Raw genomic sequence first — 15,921 nt, 5'->3', positions numbered from 1 at the left:
GGGCGCTTGTGACCGGGGTTCCCTTCAGGGGCTTTGGCGCCGTGAAGGACGCAAGGCCGCATAGGAGTGGTTCGGTTGGGTTCCAGGAAAGATCCCGCAGATGTTCTGATCGTGGGAGGGGGGACCTCGGCGGGCGTCGCGGCCAAGCACCTCGCCGGGGCCGGATTCAAGGTGGTCTGCCTTGAGCAGGGTACCTGGGTGGATCCGGGAGAATTGCCAGGTAACAAGCCCGAGTACGAGGTGCTCGGGTCCAAGGACTGGCATCCGAGCCCGAACGTCCGCGGGCGTCGCGAGGACTACCCGGTGGACACCACCGACGCCGACCTGCCGGTGTGGATGTACAACGGCGTGGGCGGCTCGAGCGTGCTCTACGGCGGCATCTGGGCGAGGCCGCTACCGGCCGACTTCCGGGTGCGCACTCTCGATGGTGTCGCCGATGACTGGCCCATTGCCTACGACGAACTGCTCCCCTACTACCAGGCGGTCGAGCGCGAGATGAGCGTCGCCGGCCTCGCGGGGAACCCCGCCTACCCGCCGGGCTTCGAACCGCCGCTCCCGGCCGCGCCGATCCACCGGACCGGCCTCCTCATGGCCGAGGGCATGAACCGGCTGGGCTGGCACTGGTGGCCCGGCACCAACGCCATTCCGACGGAGAGCCGCGGCCATGAGGGCAAGTGCGTCCGCTACGCCATCTGCCGGATGGGCTGCCCGGAAGGCGCCAAGTCCTCCACCGACGTCACTCACTGGCGGGACGCCGAGTCGCTGGGGGCCAAGGTGATCACCCGGGCGCGGGTCGCGCGGGTGACGCTGGACGAACGCGGCCGCGCCAACGGGGCCGTCTACCTGCGGGACGGCCGCGAGTACTTCCAGGCCGCGTCGATGGTCCTCATGGCCGCCGGCGGCATCGGTACGCCCCGGTTGCTCCTCATGTCCGCCTCCGACCGCTTCCCGGACGGCCTGGCGAACTCCTCCGGGCTGGTCGGAAAGCGCCTGATGCTCCACCCGTACGCCGTGTCCGTCGGCGTCTACGACGACGACCTGGAGAACTGGCTGGGGCCCGCGGGAGAGCACATCGGTTCGATGCAGTTCTACGAGACCGACACCTCACGCGGCTTCGTCCGCGGCGCGAAGTGGTCGCTGCTGCCCATCGCCGGGCCTCTGGAAGCGGCGGAGAAGTGGACGGACAGGAGCAGCCTCAGCGGCGAGGAGCTTTGGGGAGAAGGCTCGGCCGACCGGATGAAGTCCTTCGTCCGCATGCTGCAGTGGCACGTCGTTCCGGAGGACCTTCCGGAGGAGACGAACTTCGTCGCGTTGCACCCGTCCCTCACCGACTCCGACGGCCTGCCGGCCGCCAAGGTCCGCTACCGGGTCTCCGACAACACCAACAAGATCATCGACTTCCACCTGGCCAGGACACTGGAGGCGCACGAGGCCGCGGGCGCCCAGAAGACCTGGATCGCGGGGCGCAACTTCATGACCGGCCACAACACCGGCACCGCCAAGATGGGCGACGACCCGGCCACCTCGGTGGTCGACCGCTTCGGCCGCGCCCACGACGTGCCGAACCTGTACGTCATCGACGCGAGCGTGTTCACCACCTCGACCGGGGTGAACCCGACCGCGACGATCTGCGCGCTGGCCAAGCGCACCGCCACCTACATCGCTTCCAACGCTCGGGAACTGGAGGTCGCCTCGTGAGCGTGCCCAACCTTCCGGATGAACTGGGTGACGCGTCGAGGGCCCGCCTCGCCGCGCTGGCCGACGTCCTGATCCCCGGCGGGTCCGGCCTCCCGTCCGCCGGTGAGGCCGACGTGGCGGGTCCGTGGATCGAGCGCGTGCTCGGCGCGAACCCCGACCTCACCGGCCCGGTCTCGCACGTGCTGGGCATCGACGGTGCGCCTGACGAGGTGCTGGCCAAGCTGCGGTCGCAGGACCGGGAGGTCTTCGACGGTTTCGCGTTCGCCGTCGGCGGCGCCTACTTCATGAACCCGGCGGTTCGCCGCGCCCTCGGCTACCCGGGTGTCGCGCCGCGCCGGATGCCGGCCGCCGAAGGGGAAGCCGAGTACTACCTCGACGACGACATCCTGGGGCCGGTCGTCGAGCGCGGCTCCATCTACCGCGAGGTGCCCGCGTAGTCCGAGGCAGCGGCGTTGATCCGGCGCAGGGCCGGACGACGCTTCGGCCCGTGCGCGGAATCCCGCGCACGGGCCGAAGGACCCTGCGGTGGCTCGGTTGCATCCACGCAAAGGGCGCATGGCGGCGAGGTAATCGATGTCAACGCCGTCATGCGCCCCCTGTGTGGCGTCGGCTCAGCCCCAGGACTGCTCGGTCATCGAGCGGAACGCGACTTCCAGCAGCCGGTAGTGGCGCGGCCGGGTGAGGGCGAAGACCACCATCTCGGCCACGTCCTCCGGGCGCATCATGTCCGCCAGTTCCGGCATGCCGGGCGTGCGCAGGCCCCGGCCCATGCCGAAGCCGGTGGCGACGCCGCCGGGGCAGATGTTGGTGCACCGGATGCCGCTGCCGCGCAACTCGTGGTCGAGCGACCGGGTGAACCCCACGGAGGCGAACTTGGTCGCCACATAGGCGGCCTCGTCCGGGAGGCCGCGCCGGCCCGCCTCGGAGGCCACGGTGATGACGTCACCGGCTCCGCGCGCCTTGAGGTGCGGCAACGTCGCCCGGACGGTGTGGAAAAGGCCGCGGACGTTGACGTCCACCATCTCGTCGAGGTCCGCGACCGGGGTGCTCTCGAACGGCCCCCAGGAGCCGACGCCCGCGTTCGCCACGACGATGTCCAGGCCGCCGAAGCGGTCGGTCGTGGCGGCCACGGCCGCCTCCACCTGGGCGAGGTCCCGGACGTCGCAGGCCGTGCCCACGCAGTCCGGCAGGCCGAGTTCCGTCCCTGAACGCGACGCCACGCCGAGCCGCACGCCCTCCGCCGCCAGGGCGTGCGCCACCGCGGCGCCGATGCCGCCGCTCGCCCCGGTGATGAAGGCCACCTTTCCGCTGAGCGATGTCATGCCACGCTTCCCTTCCCATAGGCGATCAAAACGGGGGTCGAGGGTTCACGCGACCCGGACGGCGTCGGCCCACGGTTCGGTGGCGGTCGTCACCGGCTCGCCCCGTTCGGCGGCCGCGTGGACGCTCAGCGCCAGCAGGTGGTCCTGGCAGGCGTCGGCCAGCGGGTACGGCGCGGGGCCCTCGCCGCGCCGCCAGAGCACCGTCCGCTCCAGGCAGGTCGCGATGGCGATCTCCTCGTCGGACATCCGCGCGCCCGGGTACGGGTTGCGGTAGAGCACCCTGCCCGCCCAGGTCAGCGTGTCGAGGTCCGCGCCCTCGAGGTTGCCGTCCAGCCCGGTGTGGCGGCGTACGATGGGCGCGCTCAGCGGCGTGCCATCGTCCCCGGCCCAGGTGACCTGGTCGCCGACCACCTCACCGTGGCTGCCCCGCACGATCAGGCGCCGCCGGCGCAGCGGGTTGAACCACTGCCCCTCCGTGAAGTCGTAGACGCCGGTGCGGCCGGCCATCTCCAGGATTGACAGGGTGTGCCCGGCCGCCCGTACCTTCTGGACGTCCGGCCATCCGCCGCGGTCGGGTCCCTCCAGCACCGGCCCGGTGGTGTGAACGGCGTGCACCCGCGCCGGCTCGCCGCGGACCCCGAGCAGGGTCCGCAGCAGCGCGATGGCGTGGTAGTCGTGCGTCCAGGAGACCTCTGCGGAGGTGACCTCGCCGAGTACGCCGTGGTCGATGAGGCCGCGCACCGCCGCCACGATGGGAAGGTAGGGGTGCTGCTCGGCCACCTGGACCAGGTCGGCGGCCCCCAGGTCGGCCCACAGCCGACGCAGGCCGTCGACGTCCTCGGCCGGCGGCGTCTCCGACAGGACGGCCACGTCGAGACCGACGAGCGTCCGCAGAACGCCGGGGTTGGCGGTCCTCGGCACCGAGGTGACGACGACCTCCGGGGCGCCGGCCGCGACGAGGTCCTCCGGTCGCCGGTACGTCGGGATGTCCCATTCCCGTTCCAGCCCCGCGCCGGCCTCGGGGCGTCGCGTCACCGCGCCGACGCACTGGAACCGGTCCGGGGCCTGCCGGGCCAGGCGGAGGTAGAAGTCCGCCCGCCATCCGTGGCCGACCACCCCGAACCGCACCGGCTCCCGCCGTGGCGCCTCGGCGGAGGACGGGGACGCCTCATCGCTCAGCACGCTGGAACTCCTTGTCGTGACGGGGGTGGTCACCGCACAGGTCAGGGGACGAGGACGGCGCGGGCGCGGATCTGGCCGGACTTCAGGAGGCCGAGCACCTCGTTGGCCTCGGCCAGGGGGTAGTCGGCGTGGACGGCGCGCAGCTTGCCGGCCGCGGCGAGGTCGAGGACCTCGCGCATCTGCCGGCGGTTGCCGAGGACGGAGCCGAGGACGATCTTCTCGTCGCCGATGTCGACCGGGCCGACGGTCTCGGACACGCCGAGGACGATCCGGCCGCCGGGCTTGGTGATGCGCATCGCCTCGGCCACCGACGCGGCGGACGGCGCGAAGACGATGGCGGCGTCCAGCGTGGCGTCGGCGACGAAACCGCCGCCCTCGCCCTTCGGGCTGTAGGACTTCAGCGCGCCCAGCTCCTCGGCCACGGACCGGTGGACGGCGCTGCGGGTCACCGCGTACACCTCGGCGCCGGTGAGCACTGCCATCTGGATGACCATGTGTCCGACGCCGCCGACGCCGAGGACGGCGACCTTCTTGCCCGGCGACAGATCGGCCTTGGTCACCGAGCCGTACGCGGTGATGCCGGGGCAGAACAGCGGCGCCGCCTCGGTGTCGGTGATGTTGTCCGGGATCGGGTAGGTGTACGCGGACTCGGCGAGCATGTACTCGGCGTAGCCGCCGTTCAGGGTCTCGCCGGTGATCTGCCGCTTGCGGCACAGCTGCTCGCGCCCCGAGAAGCAGTACTCGCACACGCCGCACGTCGCCCAGATCGGCTGCACGCCGACCCGGTCGCCGACGGCCAGGTGGGTGACGGCCGAGCCGACCGACGCGACCGTGCCCACGACCTCGTGGCCGGGGATGATGGGGAACGAGGCCGGGGTGCCGGGCAGCCAGTCGCCTTCGACCATGTGCAGGTTGGACCGGCAGACGCCGCACGCGGTCACCTTGATGACGATCTGCGTCGCCGACGGGGTGGGCTCGGCGACCTCGCGAAGCCGCAGGGGCTTGTCCTCGATCGGGGCGGCTTGTTCGAGCAGGACTGCCTTCATGTACGCGCTTTCTCTGAGAGGACCACACCGGTGGGCGGGGACCCACCGAAGGCGCGCTCGGCCCTTGACGTGGGCCGAGCGGCACCGTCGGGAAACGTGACCGGCCGCGACCGGCCGGTGTCCGGTACGCGGCGGAGCCGAGCCGGAGACCTTTGGAAGCGGTCAGGTCCGGACGGGCCCGCCGTGCGCCGGGCGTGCTGGGATCAGGCCGAGGGAGGCGTGAGGATGCCGCGCGCCACCAGCTGCTCGATGTTGTCGCCGCAGCGGGCGGCCTCGCGGGCGAGCCAGCCCTCCTGGGGCAGTTCCTTGGCGTACTGGTTCTTCTCGTAGATCGGCTTCTCGTAGATCGCCGCGTACTGCTCGGTGCGCAGGTCCTTGAACCAGTTGGTCACGCCGTTGAGCATGCGGTTGCGGCGCAGCGCCTCGATGTCGACGACCGTGCTGATGAACGAGTCGCCCGGGATCACGCCCTCCTGCCGGGTGACGATGCGGCCCTTGTTGTCCACGATCATGGAGCGGCCGCCGAACAGGTCGAACATGTGCCCGTCGTCGTTCATCTGCGGGCCGAGGTTCGGGGAGATGACGTACACCTGGTTGAACATGGCGTGGGCGCGGTTCTGCAGCTCCCACATGCCGTGGCTGACCTGCGGGTCGATCAGCGTGGAGCGGATGATGATCTCCGCGCCGTTCATCGCCAGGCCACGGGAGATCTCGGGGTAGGCGCCCTCGTGGCAGATGATGTAGCCGATGTTGCCGATCTCGGTCTTGGCGACCGGGAAGATGGCGTCCAGCGCGTTGCCGTTGCCCTTCTTCTCCACCCACTCGTCGTAGATGTCGTGCGGGTTGGTGGTGCCGAGCGCGCCGCCCTCGTAGGCGTCGCTCGTGGCCTTGGCCCGCTTGTAGACGACCTCGCCCTCGGGGCTGATGATGAACGCGACGTTGAACAGGTGCCCCGGGAAGTCGGGGTCGCGCACCATCAGCAGTTCGGCCGCGATGTAGGTGTTGAGCTGACGGGCCTTCTGGGCCAGTACCTCGGTCTCGGGACCGGGGATGTCCAGGGCGAAAGCCTCGTGCGCCGCCCGGTTGCCGGCCGGGAAGTCCATGGGCATGCCCTGGATCGCCATCTCCGGCAGAACGATCAGCTTGACGGGCGCGCCCTCGGTGGCGGCGACCTGAACCGCTGGGTCCATGAAGTCACAGATCCGCTTGGCGCTCTCCAGAGCGTCCTCGCGCTTCTTCATCGTGACAATGCGCGGCGAGATCGCAACCACTGCGTACGGGTCGACCACAGTCGATTCCTCCTGATTCATGCGCCTCGGCGGGATGCCGCTCGGCACTTCTCTTACAAAGCGGGTCTTTGCTCGCGCGGGGGTGCGGGTCACACCGGGGACGGAGCATGACGTGGATGGGTGATGACGACCGATTACGGCGCGCGGAGGGCAGCGTCGCCCCTGCCTTGGCGCTCGGGGGTTAGGTAATCGATGTCACAACATTAGAGCACAACCGTAAACACCCTCTCTGTTAGGTGTCAAGCAGTTCGGCCGAAGGATCCAACAGCGGTAAAAGCGCAGGTCAACACGTTGGGCCGCCAGGAACAGCGGTCAGCCCGCACCGTTTTCGGGCCCCGGTCGGCGGCGGGTACGAAAGCCACACCCGGCGGCGTCCTCGGGCACGGGCGCCACCCGCCCACGTGCCGCCTCGGGCACCGGACCACGGCCGCGCCGAGCCCGGCGGTCATCACGATCCGGCGACGGCCGCCGTCTCCGCGTCCCCGCCCGGGATGATCTCTCCCGAGCCGCGGGGCACCAGACGCACCGGGATGACCGTGTTGACCGGATCACTCCGGTCCCCGTCCAACCGGGCGAACAGCCGTTCCGCCGCCAGCCGTCCGAGCAGCTCGGGGGACTGCTCCAGCACCGTGATCGCGGGCGACAGGACGTCCGCCAGCGCGAAGTCGCCGAACGACACCATGGCGATGTCGGTGCGCTTGCGGTCGTGGAGCATCTTCACCACCCCCAGCGACGTCTCGGAACGGGCGCTGAAGACGGCCGTCGGCGGCTCGTCGAGGTCCAGGAAGTCGCAGGTGCGCCTCCGGGCCACGGCGGCGTCCGCGCAGTCGGTCGCCACCAGCTCGGCCACCACGGGGACGCCGGCCTCCTGCAGCGCGTCGACGTACCCCGCGTGCCGGTTGCGGGAGGTCTCGATCTCCAGGTCGTCGCTGACGAACGCGATCCTCCGGTGACCATAGCGGAGCAGGTGACGCACGGCCGTCCGCGCGCCGCCGCGGTCGTCGAAGGTGACGACGTCCGCCGCGAAGTTCCTGGGATGACGGTCCACGAACACCACCGGCGTCTCGGTGGACGCCAGGTACGACAGGTCCGAGGCGTGCGGCGTGATGATCATGCCGGCGACCCGGCGCTGCCGCAGGCCGTCCACGATCGCGACCTCGCGGTTCGGCAGCCGCCTGTTGCTGGTCACGATGACGTTCAGCCCGCGCCGCAGGGCCGCGAGCTCGATCTCGCTGATCACCGCCGCGAAGAACGGGTCGGCGATCGACTCCACGACCACGCCGATCGTGTCGTCCACGCCCCGGCGGAGCGACCTGGCCAGCAGGTCGACGCGGTATCCGAGCCGGACGACCGCCTCCTGCACCCGGAGGCGGGTCTCCGCGGACACCCGCGGGTCGCCGTTGATCACCCGCGAGGCGGTCTTGGCGCTGGTGTTGGCCGCCGCGGCGACGTCACTGAGCCGTACCAGTTTCTTCATCGCGACACCCGGCCGGGCAGCACGACGGACAGCGGACTGTCGTTCATCAACCGGCTCGCCGTCCTCTCAGTCGATGCGGGCTCACGGCCCGCAACCGGCGACACACCGGACCGACGCTGATCGAATCACGCCCTGCCCACTCCTCTCAAGTGCGGAATGAGCCGGCCCCAGTCATAGTCCTGTACGTAGTACTCGCGCACGCTGTACGTCCCGTCGATGGTGTCCTTGAGCGACTCCGGACCGGGGAAGCCGATCACCCGCCAGCCGACCCGGTCGCGGTTGCCGCCGTAGACGGGATCGCCGTAGAAACCCTGCCGGGTGTGCGCCACCAGGGCGTCGAAGAACGACAGCCCGTCGTCGAAGGCGTACACCTGGATCGTGGGATTGCCGTCCTCGCCGGTGAGCCCGACGGGTGCCGGCCTCGGCCGGCCGGACACCTGCTCCAGCACGGCGTCCTGCTCGGGGTCGCCGAGCGAGACGAAGTCCGCGCCGAACCGCTCGCGGGCGATCGCGTCCAGGTCGCGCACCCCCTGCCGGTAGGTCTCCCGCAGGTCCTCGATGCGGGCGCGCCAGGCGTCGGCCAGCTTGCCGCTCATCCGCAGGAACCCGCTGCCGTCCGCGGCGGCGTACACGTAACCGATGCCGGACAGGTACCGGTCGATGAAGCGCACGGCGCCCGCCTCACGCGCGCCGGGATCGTGGTCGGTCGGGATGACACGCGCGGTCGCCGCCTCGATCGTGTCCCACTCGTGGTCGTCGAAGAAGAGCCGCTCGCCGGTGTCCGGATCCGCCGGCGGGTGAACGACCGGCCAGTCTGCCATCGATGTCACAGTCTCCTCCTCAGCTCGTCGGCGCCGCGGCCCGGCCGGAGCGTCCCTGCGGCAGACGTTCGGTACGCCCCTTCGCGTGGACGCCCGCGATGTGGTCGGCGCACCGCCAGGCGTTGGCCATGATGGTGAGCGTCGGGTTCACCCCGGTCGCCGTGGGGAAGCTCGCGCCGTCCAGGACGTAGAGGTTGTCGACGTCGTGCGCCTGGCACCACTCGTTGAGGACGGTGGTGGCGGGGTCGGTGCCCATGCGGGCCGTGCCGTGCTGGTGGCAGGTGTTCCCGCTGGCCCGGCCGCGTTCGAGGTACACCGGGATCGTCTTCCACGCGCCCGCGGCCTGCAGGATCTCCACGTTCTTGTCGACCTGCCACTTGGCCAGGCGGATGTCGTTGGGGTGCGCCTTGTGGGTGATCCTGGCCACCGGCAGGCCCCAGGCGTCCTTGACCGTGGGGTCGAGGTCCACCCGGTTGGAGGCCACGGGCATGTCGTGCAGCGTGTGCCCGATCTTCATGGCGTGGTTGTAGAAGTCGCGGTCGGCGTCCTTGGCGGCGCCGCCCCACTGCGGCCGTCCCGGGAAGTTCCAGTTGATCGGCTGGCCGACGTGTGACGCGCCGATCAGCGCGCCGCCGATGTGCCCGCGGTCATGGTCGGTCTCGTAGAACTGGAAGGACCCGCCGCTGATGTAGTTGCCCGGGAACCCGTACAGCGGTTCCGCGTCGTCGAACAGGCCGACGGCGAACAGGTACTCGTGGAAGGTGGCGTTGCGCCCGACCTGCCCGCTGCTGTTGGCGAGGCCGTCGGGGTGCTGCCGGGACTTCGACAGCAGCATGAGCCGCGCCGACTCCACGGCCCCCAGGCACAGCAGGACCACCGCGGCCTCCTGCTCGACCTCCCTGCCGTCGGCGTCGATGTACAGCACACCACGGGCCCGGCCGTCCGGCCCGACGGTCACCTCGCGGACGTAGGACTCCGGCCGCAGTTCGAGGTTGCCGGTCGCCAGCGCCTCCGGCACGAAGGTGTCCAGCGTCGAGGAGCGCATGCCGCTGGGGTCCCCGTACCCGTTCCAGAAGCTCGTCCAGTTCGAGGGAGTACGCCCCCGGTACGGCTTGGTGACGATCGCCTGCGGGATCGGCATGGCGTTGATGCCGAGCTTCTCGCACGCCTCGTAGAACCGTTTGCCCGCCCGGGTCGGCGGCAGCGGCGGGGTCGGGTACGGCCTGCTGCGGTACGGCTCGTGGGCGTCCGCGCCGTCCAGGCCCGCGCAGCCGAAAGCCCACTCCACCTTGGACAGGTACGGTTCCAGGTCGTCGTAGCCGATCGGCCAGTCGGCGAGGCTGGCGCCCTCGATGTCACCGTGCAGCGTGCGCATGCGGAAGTCGGACGGGCGCGGGCGCGGCAGCCAGCCCGCCCAGTGCACCGTCCCGCCGCCGACCATCTGCGGGACCATCGAAAACGGCGTCGGGACGGCGGTCTCGTTCTCCTCCGTCCGGACGGTGCGCGGGTTGACCCGCGGGTCGGACCACAGGTACGTCCGGTTGAGGAACTTGATCTCGTCGCCGGAGAAGTGCTCGCGCGGCCGTAGCCACGGCCCGCGATCCAGGCCGACGACCTTCAGGCCGGCCTCGCACAGCACCTTCGCGGCGGTCGCGCCCGAGGCCCCCATTCCGACGATGAGGACGTCGACCGGGTCGGGTTTCCTTGCGTACTGCATGCAGCTCACCTCTCAAAGCGCGGGCCGGGGCTTTCGCCCTGGCCTGCTCGCCACATCACGCGGTCTGCACCAACTTCCGGTTGCTTCGCGCCTGGTACACCTTGTCCATCACCACGGCCACGACGAGGATGGTGCCCTTGATCAGGTACTGGTTGAACGAGGGCACGTTCATCATGTCCAGGCCGGTGTCGATCTCGCTGACCAGGATCGCGGCGAGGACGGTGCCGAGGATCGAACCCCGGCCGCCGGACAGGCTGGTGCCGCCGATGACCGCGACCATGATCACTTCGAGCTCGTAGCCGTTCGCCGCCAGCGGTGAGGCCGACGACAGGCGGCCGGTCAGGATGAGCCCGCCGAGCCCGGCGAGCAGCCCGCTGATCGCGAACACGATCACGATGGTCCGCCGGACGTTGATGCCGGCCAGCCGCGCGTTCTCCGCGTTGCCGCCCAGCACGAACAGGCGGCGCCCGAACGGGGTGGCCTTGAGCACGAACGCGATCAGCGCCGCGAGCACCAGGAACAGGACGGTGACCGCCGGGACCGGGCCGATGTTGGTCAGGCCGAACCAGTCGAACAGCGGGTCGGAGAACGTGATGCCCGCGGTGTTCGAGCTTCCGATCGCGAAGGCGACCATCAGGTAGGTCAGGCCGCGGGCCACGCTCATCATGCCGAGCGTGACGGCGAACGGCGCGAGCTTCAGCCGCGATATCAGCAGGCCGCTGGCGGCGCCGAGCAGCGCCGTCACCAGCAGGGCGATGAGCACGGTGAGGACCGCGGGCAGCTGGACCGGGTTGGCGGCGGTGAACGCCGTGCCGAGGAGGCCGGCGCCGATCGCGCCGCCGAGGGCCATCATCGAGCCCACCGACAGGTCGATGCCGCCGAGCGAGCCGCAGCTGATGATGACGACCGTCATGCCGAGGCCGACGATGCCGAACATCGAGGCGCTGCGCAGCAGGTTCTCGATGCTGTCCAAGGACAGGAACTCCGGCGCCCGGCTGGTGAACCCGGCCGCCAGCAGGGCGATCAGCAGGACGAGCGCGAGTTGCTGCCCCTGCACGGGGAGCCGGCGGACGGCTCCGGACGCGCTCGCTCCACGTCGGCGGCCGGGAATCTGTGCTGGCAACGACGACATCTAACCGAACCTGCTCTCTGCGCGTCCGAACCGAAGCGACCTGTGCGTCCTCATGTCCGCCTCCGGAGCCGCGCGATGCCGTCGAGGCTGATGGCGAGCAGCAGCACCAGGCCGGTGACGACGTACTGGATCGGCGTCGAGGCGCCGAACAGGTTGAGCGCGTTCTGGATGACCCCGACGGTGAAGACGCCGATGAGGCTGCCGATGACCGAGCCCCGGCCGCCGACCAGGCTGGTGCCGCCGATCACGACCCCGGAGATCGCGATCAGCTCGTACCCCACGCCGTTGACGGTGTCGGCGCTGGCCAGCCGCGAGGTGAGGATGATCCCCGCCAGGCCGGCGAGGAAGCCCAGCAGCGTGTACACGAGGATCTTCGTCCGGTCGACCTTCAGGCCGCTGAGCCGTGCCGCCTCCGGGTTGCCGCCGATGGCGTAGATGGCGCGGCCGACCGACATGCGCCGGGACGCCCACCAGAGCGTGGCGACGACGATCGCGAACAGCCAGACCGGCGTGGGGATGGCGAACAGCGCGCCCTGTCCGATGAACGCGAAGTCGCGCGGCATGGGCTCGAAGTGGATCGGGTACCCGCCGGTGAACAGGTACACCAGGCCGCGCACGAAGATCATGGTGCCGAGGGTGGCCATGAATGGCTCGATGTGCGTCTTGGTGATGATCAGGCCGTTGACGAAGCCGATCGCGGCGCCGACGGCCAGGCCGACCAGGACGGCGAGTGGCACCGGAAGCTTGAAGTCGGTGACGAACGAGGAGTTGCTGGCCGATCCCGCCACCAGCGAGGCGGTCACCGCGCCCACCAGGCCGACGGTGGAGCCGACCGACAGGTCGATGCCGCCGGTGATGATGACCAGGGTCATGCCCGCGGCGATGATGCCGGTGATGGCCACGACCCGGGCGATGTCCAGGAAGTTGGAGAACGACAGGAAGGCCGGCGAGACGCCGCTCAGCACGATCACCAGGCCGAGCAGCACGACGCCGCTCGCCAGGTTCTCGGCACGGATGTTCGGTCTGGCCCAGCGGCCCTTCTTCGGCGCGTCGGCGTCGACCGGGCGGTCCATCTGCGCGGTGGAGCTCACGCCTTCGACCCTTCTTTCGTTGGCTTGCGTCCAGAGACGGGGGACGGCGAGGCGGCCGGCCGGAGCCCGGAGGCGTACATCACGATCGCCTCCTCGCTGAAGTCCTCGCGGGCGAGTTCACCGGCGATCCGTCCCTCGTGCATGACGAGGATGCGGTCGCTCATCCCCATCACCTCGGGGAGGTCCGACGAGATCATGATGATCGTGGCGCCCTGCCCGGCGAGGTCGTCGAGCAGCCCGTGGATGGCGGCCCGCGCGCCGACGTCGACGCCGCGGGTGGGCTCGTCCACGATGAGGATGTCGGAGCCGGCGAACAGCCACTTGGCCAGCACGACCTTCTGCTGGTTGCCGCCGCTCAGCCGGCCGGTCTCCTGCTCGATGCGCGAGGGGTGGACCCGCAGGTCCTGGATGAGCCGCTTGGCCGCCTGCCGCTCCGCGCCGCGGTCGAGCTGTCCCCACCGGCTCACCTTGGCCAGGCGGGCCAGGGTGATGTTGTGCGCGTTGGTCATCGGCAGCACCGCGCCCTGGAGCTTTCGGTCCTCGGGCACCAGGCCGATGCCGTGCCGGATGGCGGTGCCCGGCGAGTCGACGGTGACCGCCTCGCCGTTGACGAACACCTCGCCGGAGCCGATCGGGTCGGCGCCGAAGACGGCGCGGGCCAGTTCGGTGCGGCCGGAGCCGACGAGCCCGGCGATGCCGAGGATCTCGCCGGCGTGGGCGGTGAAGCTGACGTCGTTCAGCTTGGCGTTCGACAGGTTCGACACCCGGAGCGTCTCGCGGCCGCGCTCGTGCTCGGTCTTGGGGAACAGCTCCGACAGCTCGCGGCCCACCATCATCGTGGCCAGGGCGTGGGAGTCGGTGGTCTTGGCGTCGACGGTGGTCACGATCTTGCCGTCCCGCAGGATGGTGGCCCGGTCGCAGATCTCGCCTACCTCGTCCAGGCGGTGTGAGACGTAGAGCACCGAGACGCCGTCGGCCTTGAGCGCGCGCATCAGCGTGAACAGGCGCTCGATCTCCGACTCGGTGAGCGACGCCGTCGGCTCGTCCATGGTGATGATGCGGGCGTTCATCGACAGCGCCTTGGCGATCTCGACGAGTTCCTGCTCGGCGGTGCCGAGGCGGCCGACCAGAGTCCGCGGGTCGATCTTCAGCGAGAGGCGCTCGAGGATCTCGCCTGCCTGCCGGTGGCAGGCCGCCCAGTCCACCAGCCAGGGGGCGCCCCTGCGGCGGGGCAGGCGGTTGAGGAAGACGTTCTCGGCGACGCTGAGGTAGGGCAGCACGCTGAGTTCCTGGTGGATGAAGGCCAGGCCGGCCTCCTGCGCCTGCTTGGGCCCGGTGAACTCGACCGGCGCGCCGTCGATGACGATTGACCCGGTGTCCCGCGGGATCACCCCGTTGAGGATGTTCAGCAGCGTCGACTTGCCGGCGCCGTTCTCGCCCAGCAGTCCCAGGACCTCACCGCGCCCGACCGACAGGTCGACGCCGTGGAGCACCTGGACGCTGCCGTACGACTTGGTTATGCCCTCCATGCGCAGGAGGGGCTGTGGAGTCGATGAAGCGACCATGGCACGCCCCCTTTCTCGTACTCCCCGTTGGCCTTTCGGTGGGGCCCTTCCCGCTCGCCGGCGGCGGGCGGGAAGGGCCGGGTGCGGAGCGCGCTCCGCGAGCCGGGGCTGTTACCAGCCGACGAACTGCTTGTCGTTCATGTTGCCGGGGTCGACTCCGAAGAAGTCCGGCTTGACCCACGGCATGCCCTCGTGCTGGACGAGGGCGGCCTTGCGGCCCTCGAACTCCTGGTTGGCGAAGTCGGGCTTCTGGCCCTTGAGCTGCTGGGCCATCAGCCGGGTGCCGATGACGCCCTCGTCCTTGGGGAAGAAGATGCCGTCGTAGTCGATGTCGCCCTTGCGCAGCAGGTCCAGGGCGTTCTTGTCGCCATCACAGCTGATGATCTTGAGGTCGTCGCGGCGGCCGGCGTTCTTGATGGCCTGGATGCCGCCGAACAGCATCTCGTCGGCCATGAAGTAGATGGCGTCGAGCTGGCCCTTGGGGAAGCGCTGCAGGATGGCCTCGGTCACCTGCTGGCCACCGCTTCGGGTGAAGTTGCCGTCCGCCTTGTAGACCACCTGGATGCCGGGGTTCTGCGCGATCACCTTGTAGAACGCGCCGCCTCGGTCGACAGTGGAGCCCGCGCCCGCGGTGCCCTCGACCACCGCGATCTTGCCCTTGCCGTTCAGCGCCTTGACGACCTGCTCACCGCCGACCGTGCCGGACTTCACCATGTCCCAGCTGACCAGGAAGTCCCACTTGATGCCGGAGCCCTTGGTCTCCATCCGCCGGTCGACGATGGCGAACGGCACCTTGGCGGCGTTGACCCTCTTCACCGCCGGGATCATCGGGTCGGAGACGGCCGGGGTGAGGATGATGCCGTCGACCTTCTGCGCCAGGAAGTTGTTGAGCTGCTGCGTCTGGATGGCGGGGTCGTTCTTGCCGTCCGCGAAGATGATCTTCACGCCCTCTTTGGCGGCCTCCTCCTTGGCGCCCTCCATCATCAACTGGTAGACGGGGTGGTCGAAGTAGGCGACCGACCAGCCGATCGTGATCTCTTTCTTGGCCGAGCCGGACTCGGCCCCGGACGACGAGCCACATGCCGCCGCCGTGATGAGAAGGGCTGTCGCCACCAGAGCCACTGACGCGCGTCGCGTCATCGCGGCGAATCTTCGCATGCGGGGGTACCTTTCGATTCCGAGGTGTTTCGCGCTATAGGGGAGCCTCATGACCGGCCGATTCGCCGCCGTTGCCGGCTACCTTCGCCCGGGGGGCCTTGCGGATATGGGTCACATGCCGTCGGTTCGGGGAGCGCGGGCTGTTTCCGGTTGCCCATGGCCGCTACGGCTGCCAGAAGGTAAACGATGTCACGAAGAAGCGAACTCACGCTAGGTAATGCGTACCGGCATGTCAACGCTCTCCCAAAAGGCAATTCTTCGGGTACACCGTCAGGGGAATCGAAGCAGTGCGGTTTTCCCACAGGGTCGAGTCGGCACTGCTCACAACGGGTCGCCATCCGTCAAGATCTCTGTCGTCCGGCGAGGTAATCGATGTCACATCAGGGTGGTTAGAACTTAGACACCGCGTTTTAACCTGTCAAG

13 protein-coding genes are annotated in these 15,921 nt (G+C 69.8%); 2 read left to right on the top strand and 11 right to left on the bottom strand.

Translation table 11 applies throughout. The annotated features are described in order from the left end of the window. Positions 1-111 precede the first annotated feature (111 nt). Together DQ384_RS30515 and DQ384_RS30510 are read left to right on the top strand one after the other, a co-directional pair. Entirely contained in the window at positions 112-1,698 is a 1,587-nt protein-coding gene (locus DQ384_RS30515; RefSeq protein WP_114032346.1) for a GMC family oxidoreductase, read from the top strand. Beyond that, positions 1,695-2,135 carry a hypothetical protein gene (locus DQ384_RS30510; protein WP_114032345.1) on the top strand — a complete coding sequence of 147 codons (441 nt, stop codon included), beginning with the start codon at positions 1,695-1,697 and terminating at the stop codon, positions 2,133-2,135. Before DQ384_RS30515 ends, DQ384_RS30510 begins: the two co-directional genes overlap by 4 nt. A gap of 174 nt (positions 2,136-2,309) precedes the next feature. Here DQ384_RS30510 and DQ384_RS30505 read toward each other — a convergent pair whose 3' ends face one another. The 11 genes from DQ384_RS30505 to DQ384_RS30455 form a co-directional block, all read right to left on the bottom strand. Then, complete coding sequence (locus tag DQ384_RS30505) at positions 2,310-3,020, bottom strand: SDR family oxidoreductase (RefSeq protein ID WP_114032344.1); 711 nt, start codon at positions 3,018-3,020, stop codon at positions 2,310-2,312. Between the two features lie 45 nt (positions 3,021-3,065). Next, complete coding sequence (locus tag DQ384_RS30500) at positions 3,066-4,202, bottom strand: Gfo/Idh/MocA family protein (RefSeq protein WP_220183229.1); 1,137 nt, start codon at positions 4,200-4,202, stop codon at positions 3,066-3,068. 41 nt (positions 4,203-4,243) lie between these two features. Continuing rightward, positions 4,244-5,248, bottom strand: a complete 1,005-nt coding sequence (locus DQ384_RS30495) for an alcohol dehydrogenase catalytic domain-containing protein (RefSeq protein ID WP_114032343.1) — start codon at positions 5,246-5,248, stop codon at positions 4,244-4,246. A 203-nt stretch (positions 5,249-5,451) separates the two neighbouring features. After that, positions 5,452-6,489, bottom strand: coding sequence for a nitrilase-related carbon-nitrogen hydrolase (locus DQ384_RS30490; protein WP_220183228.1), 1,038 nt, complete (start codon positions 6,487-6,489; stop codon positions 5,452-5,454). Between the two features lie 496 nt (positions 6,490-6,985). Next, complete coding sequence (locus DQ384_RS30485) at positions 6,986-8,014, bottom strand: LacI family DNA-binding transcriptional regulator (protein ID WP_114032341.1); 1,029 nt, start codon at positions 8,012-8,014, stop codon at positions 6,986-6,988. 125 nt (positions 8,015-8,139) lie between these two features. After that, complete coding sequence (locus DQ384_RS30480; RefSeq protein WP_114032340.1) at positions 8,140-8,835, bottom strand: gluconate 2-dehydrogenase subunit 3 family protein; 696 nt, start codon at positions 8,833-8,835, stop codon at positions 8,140-8,142. Between the two features lie 19 nt (positions 8,836-8,854). Beyond that, positions 8,855-10,552 carry a GMC family oxidoreductase gene (locus tag DQ384_RS30475; protein ID WP_114032339.1) on the bottom strand — a complete coding sequence of 566 codons (1,698 nt, stop codon included), beginning with the start codon at positions 10,550-10,552 and terminating at the stop codon, positions 8,855-8,857. Between the two features lie 55 nt (positions 10,553-10,607). Continuing rightward, positions 10,608-11,684 (bottom strand): ABC transporter permease, encoded by a 1,077-nt coding sequence (locus DQ384_RS30470; RefSeq protein ID WP_114032338.1) that lies wholly within the window; start codon positions 11,682-11,684, stop codon positions 10,608-10,610. A 50-nt stretch (positions 11,685-11,734) separates the two neighbouring features. Further along, positions 11,735-12,775, bottom strand: coding sequence for an ABC transporter permease (locus DQ384_RS30465; RefSeq protein WP_220183226.1), 1,041 nt, complete (start codon positions 12,773-12,775; stop codon positions 11,735-11,737). Continuing rightward, positions 12,772-14,340 (bottom strand): sugar ABC transporter ATP-binding protein, encoded by a 1,569-nt coding sequence (locus tag DQ384_RS30460; protein ID WP_114032337.1) that lies wholly within the window; start codon positions 14,338-14,340, stop codon positions 12,772-12,774. Before DQ384_RS30460 ends, DQ384_RS30465 begins: the two co-directional genes overlap by 4 nt. Before the next feature lie 111 nt (positions 14,341-14,451). After that, entirely contained in the window at positions 14,452-15,453 is a 1,002-nt protein-coding gene (locus DQ384_RS30455) for a substrate-binding domain-containing protein (RefSeq protein ID WP_220183225.1), read from the bottom strand. Positions 15,454-15,921: the final 468 nt, after the last annotated feature.

The organism is Sphaerisporangium album (genome assembly GCF_003323745.1).
In the GTDB taxonomy this organism is placed as follows: domain Bacteria; phylum Actinomycetota; class Actinomycetes; order Streptosporangiales; family Streptosporangiaceae; genus Sphaerisporangium; species Sphaerisporangium album.
The sequence above is the reverse complement of the archived record's forward strand: the minus strand, read 5'-3'. Positions and strand labels throughout refer to the sequence as shown.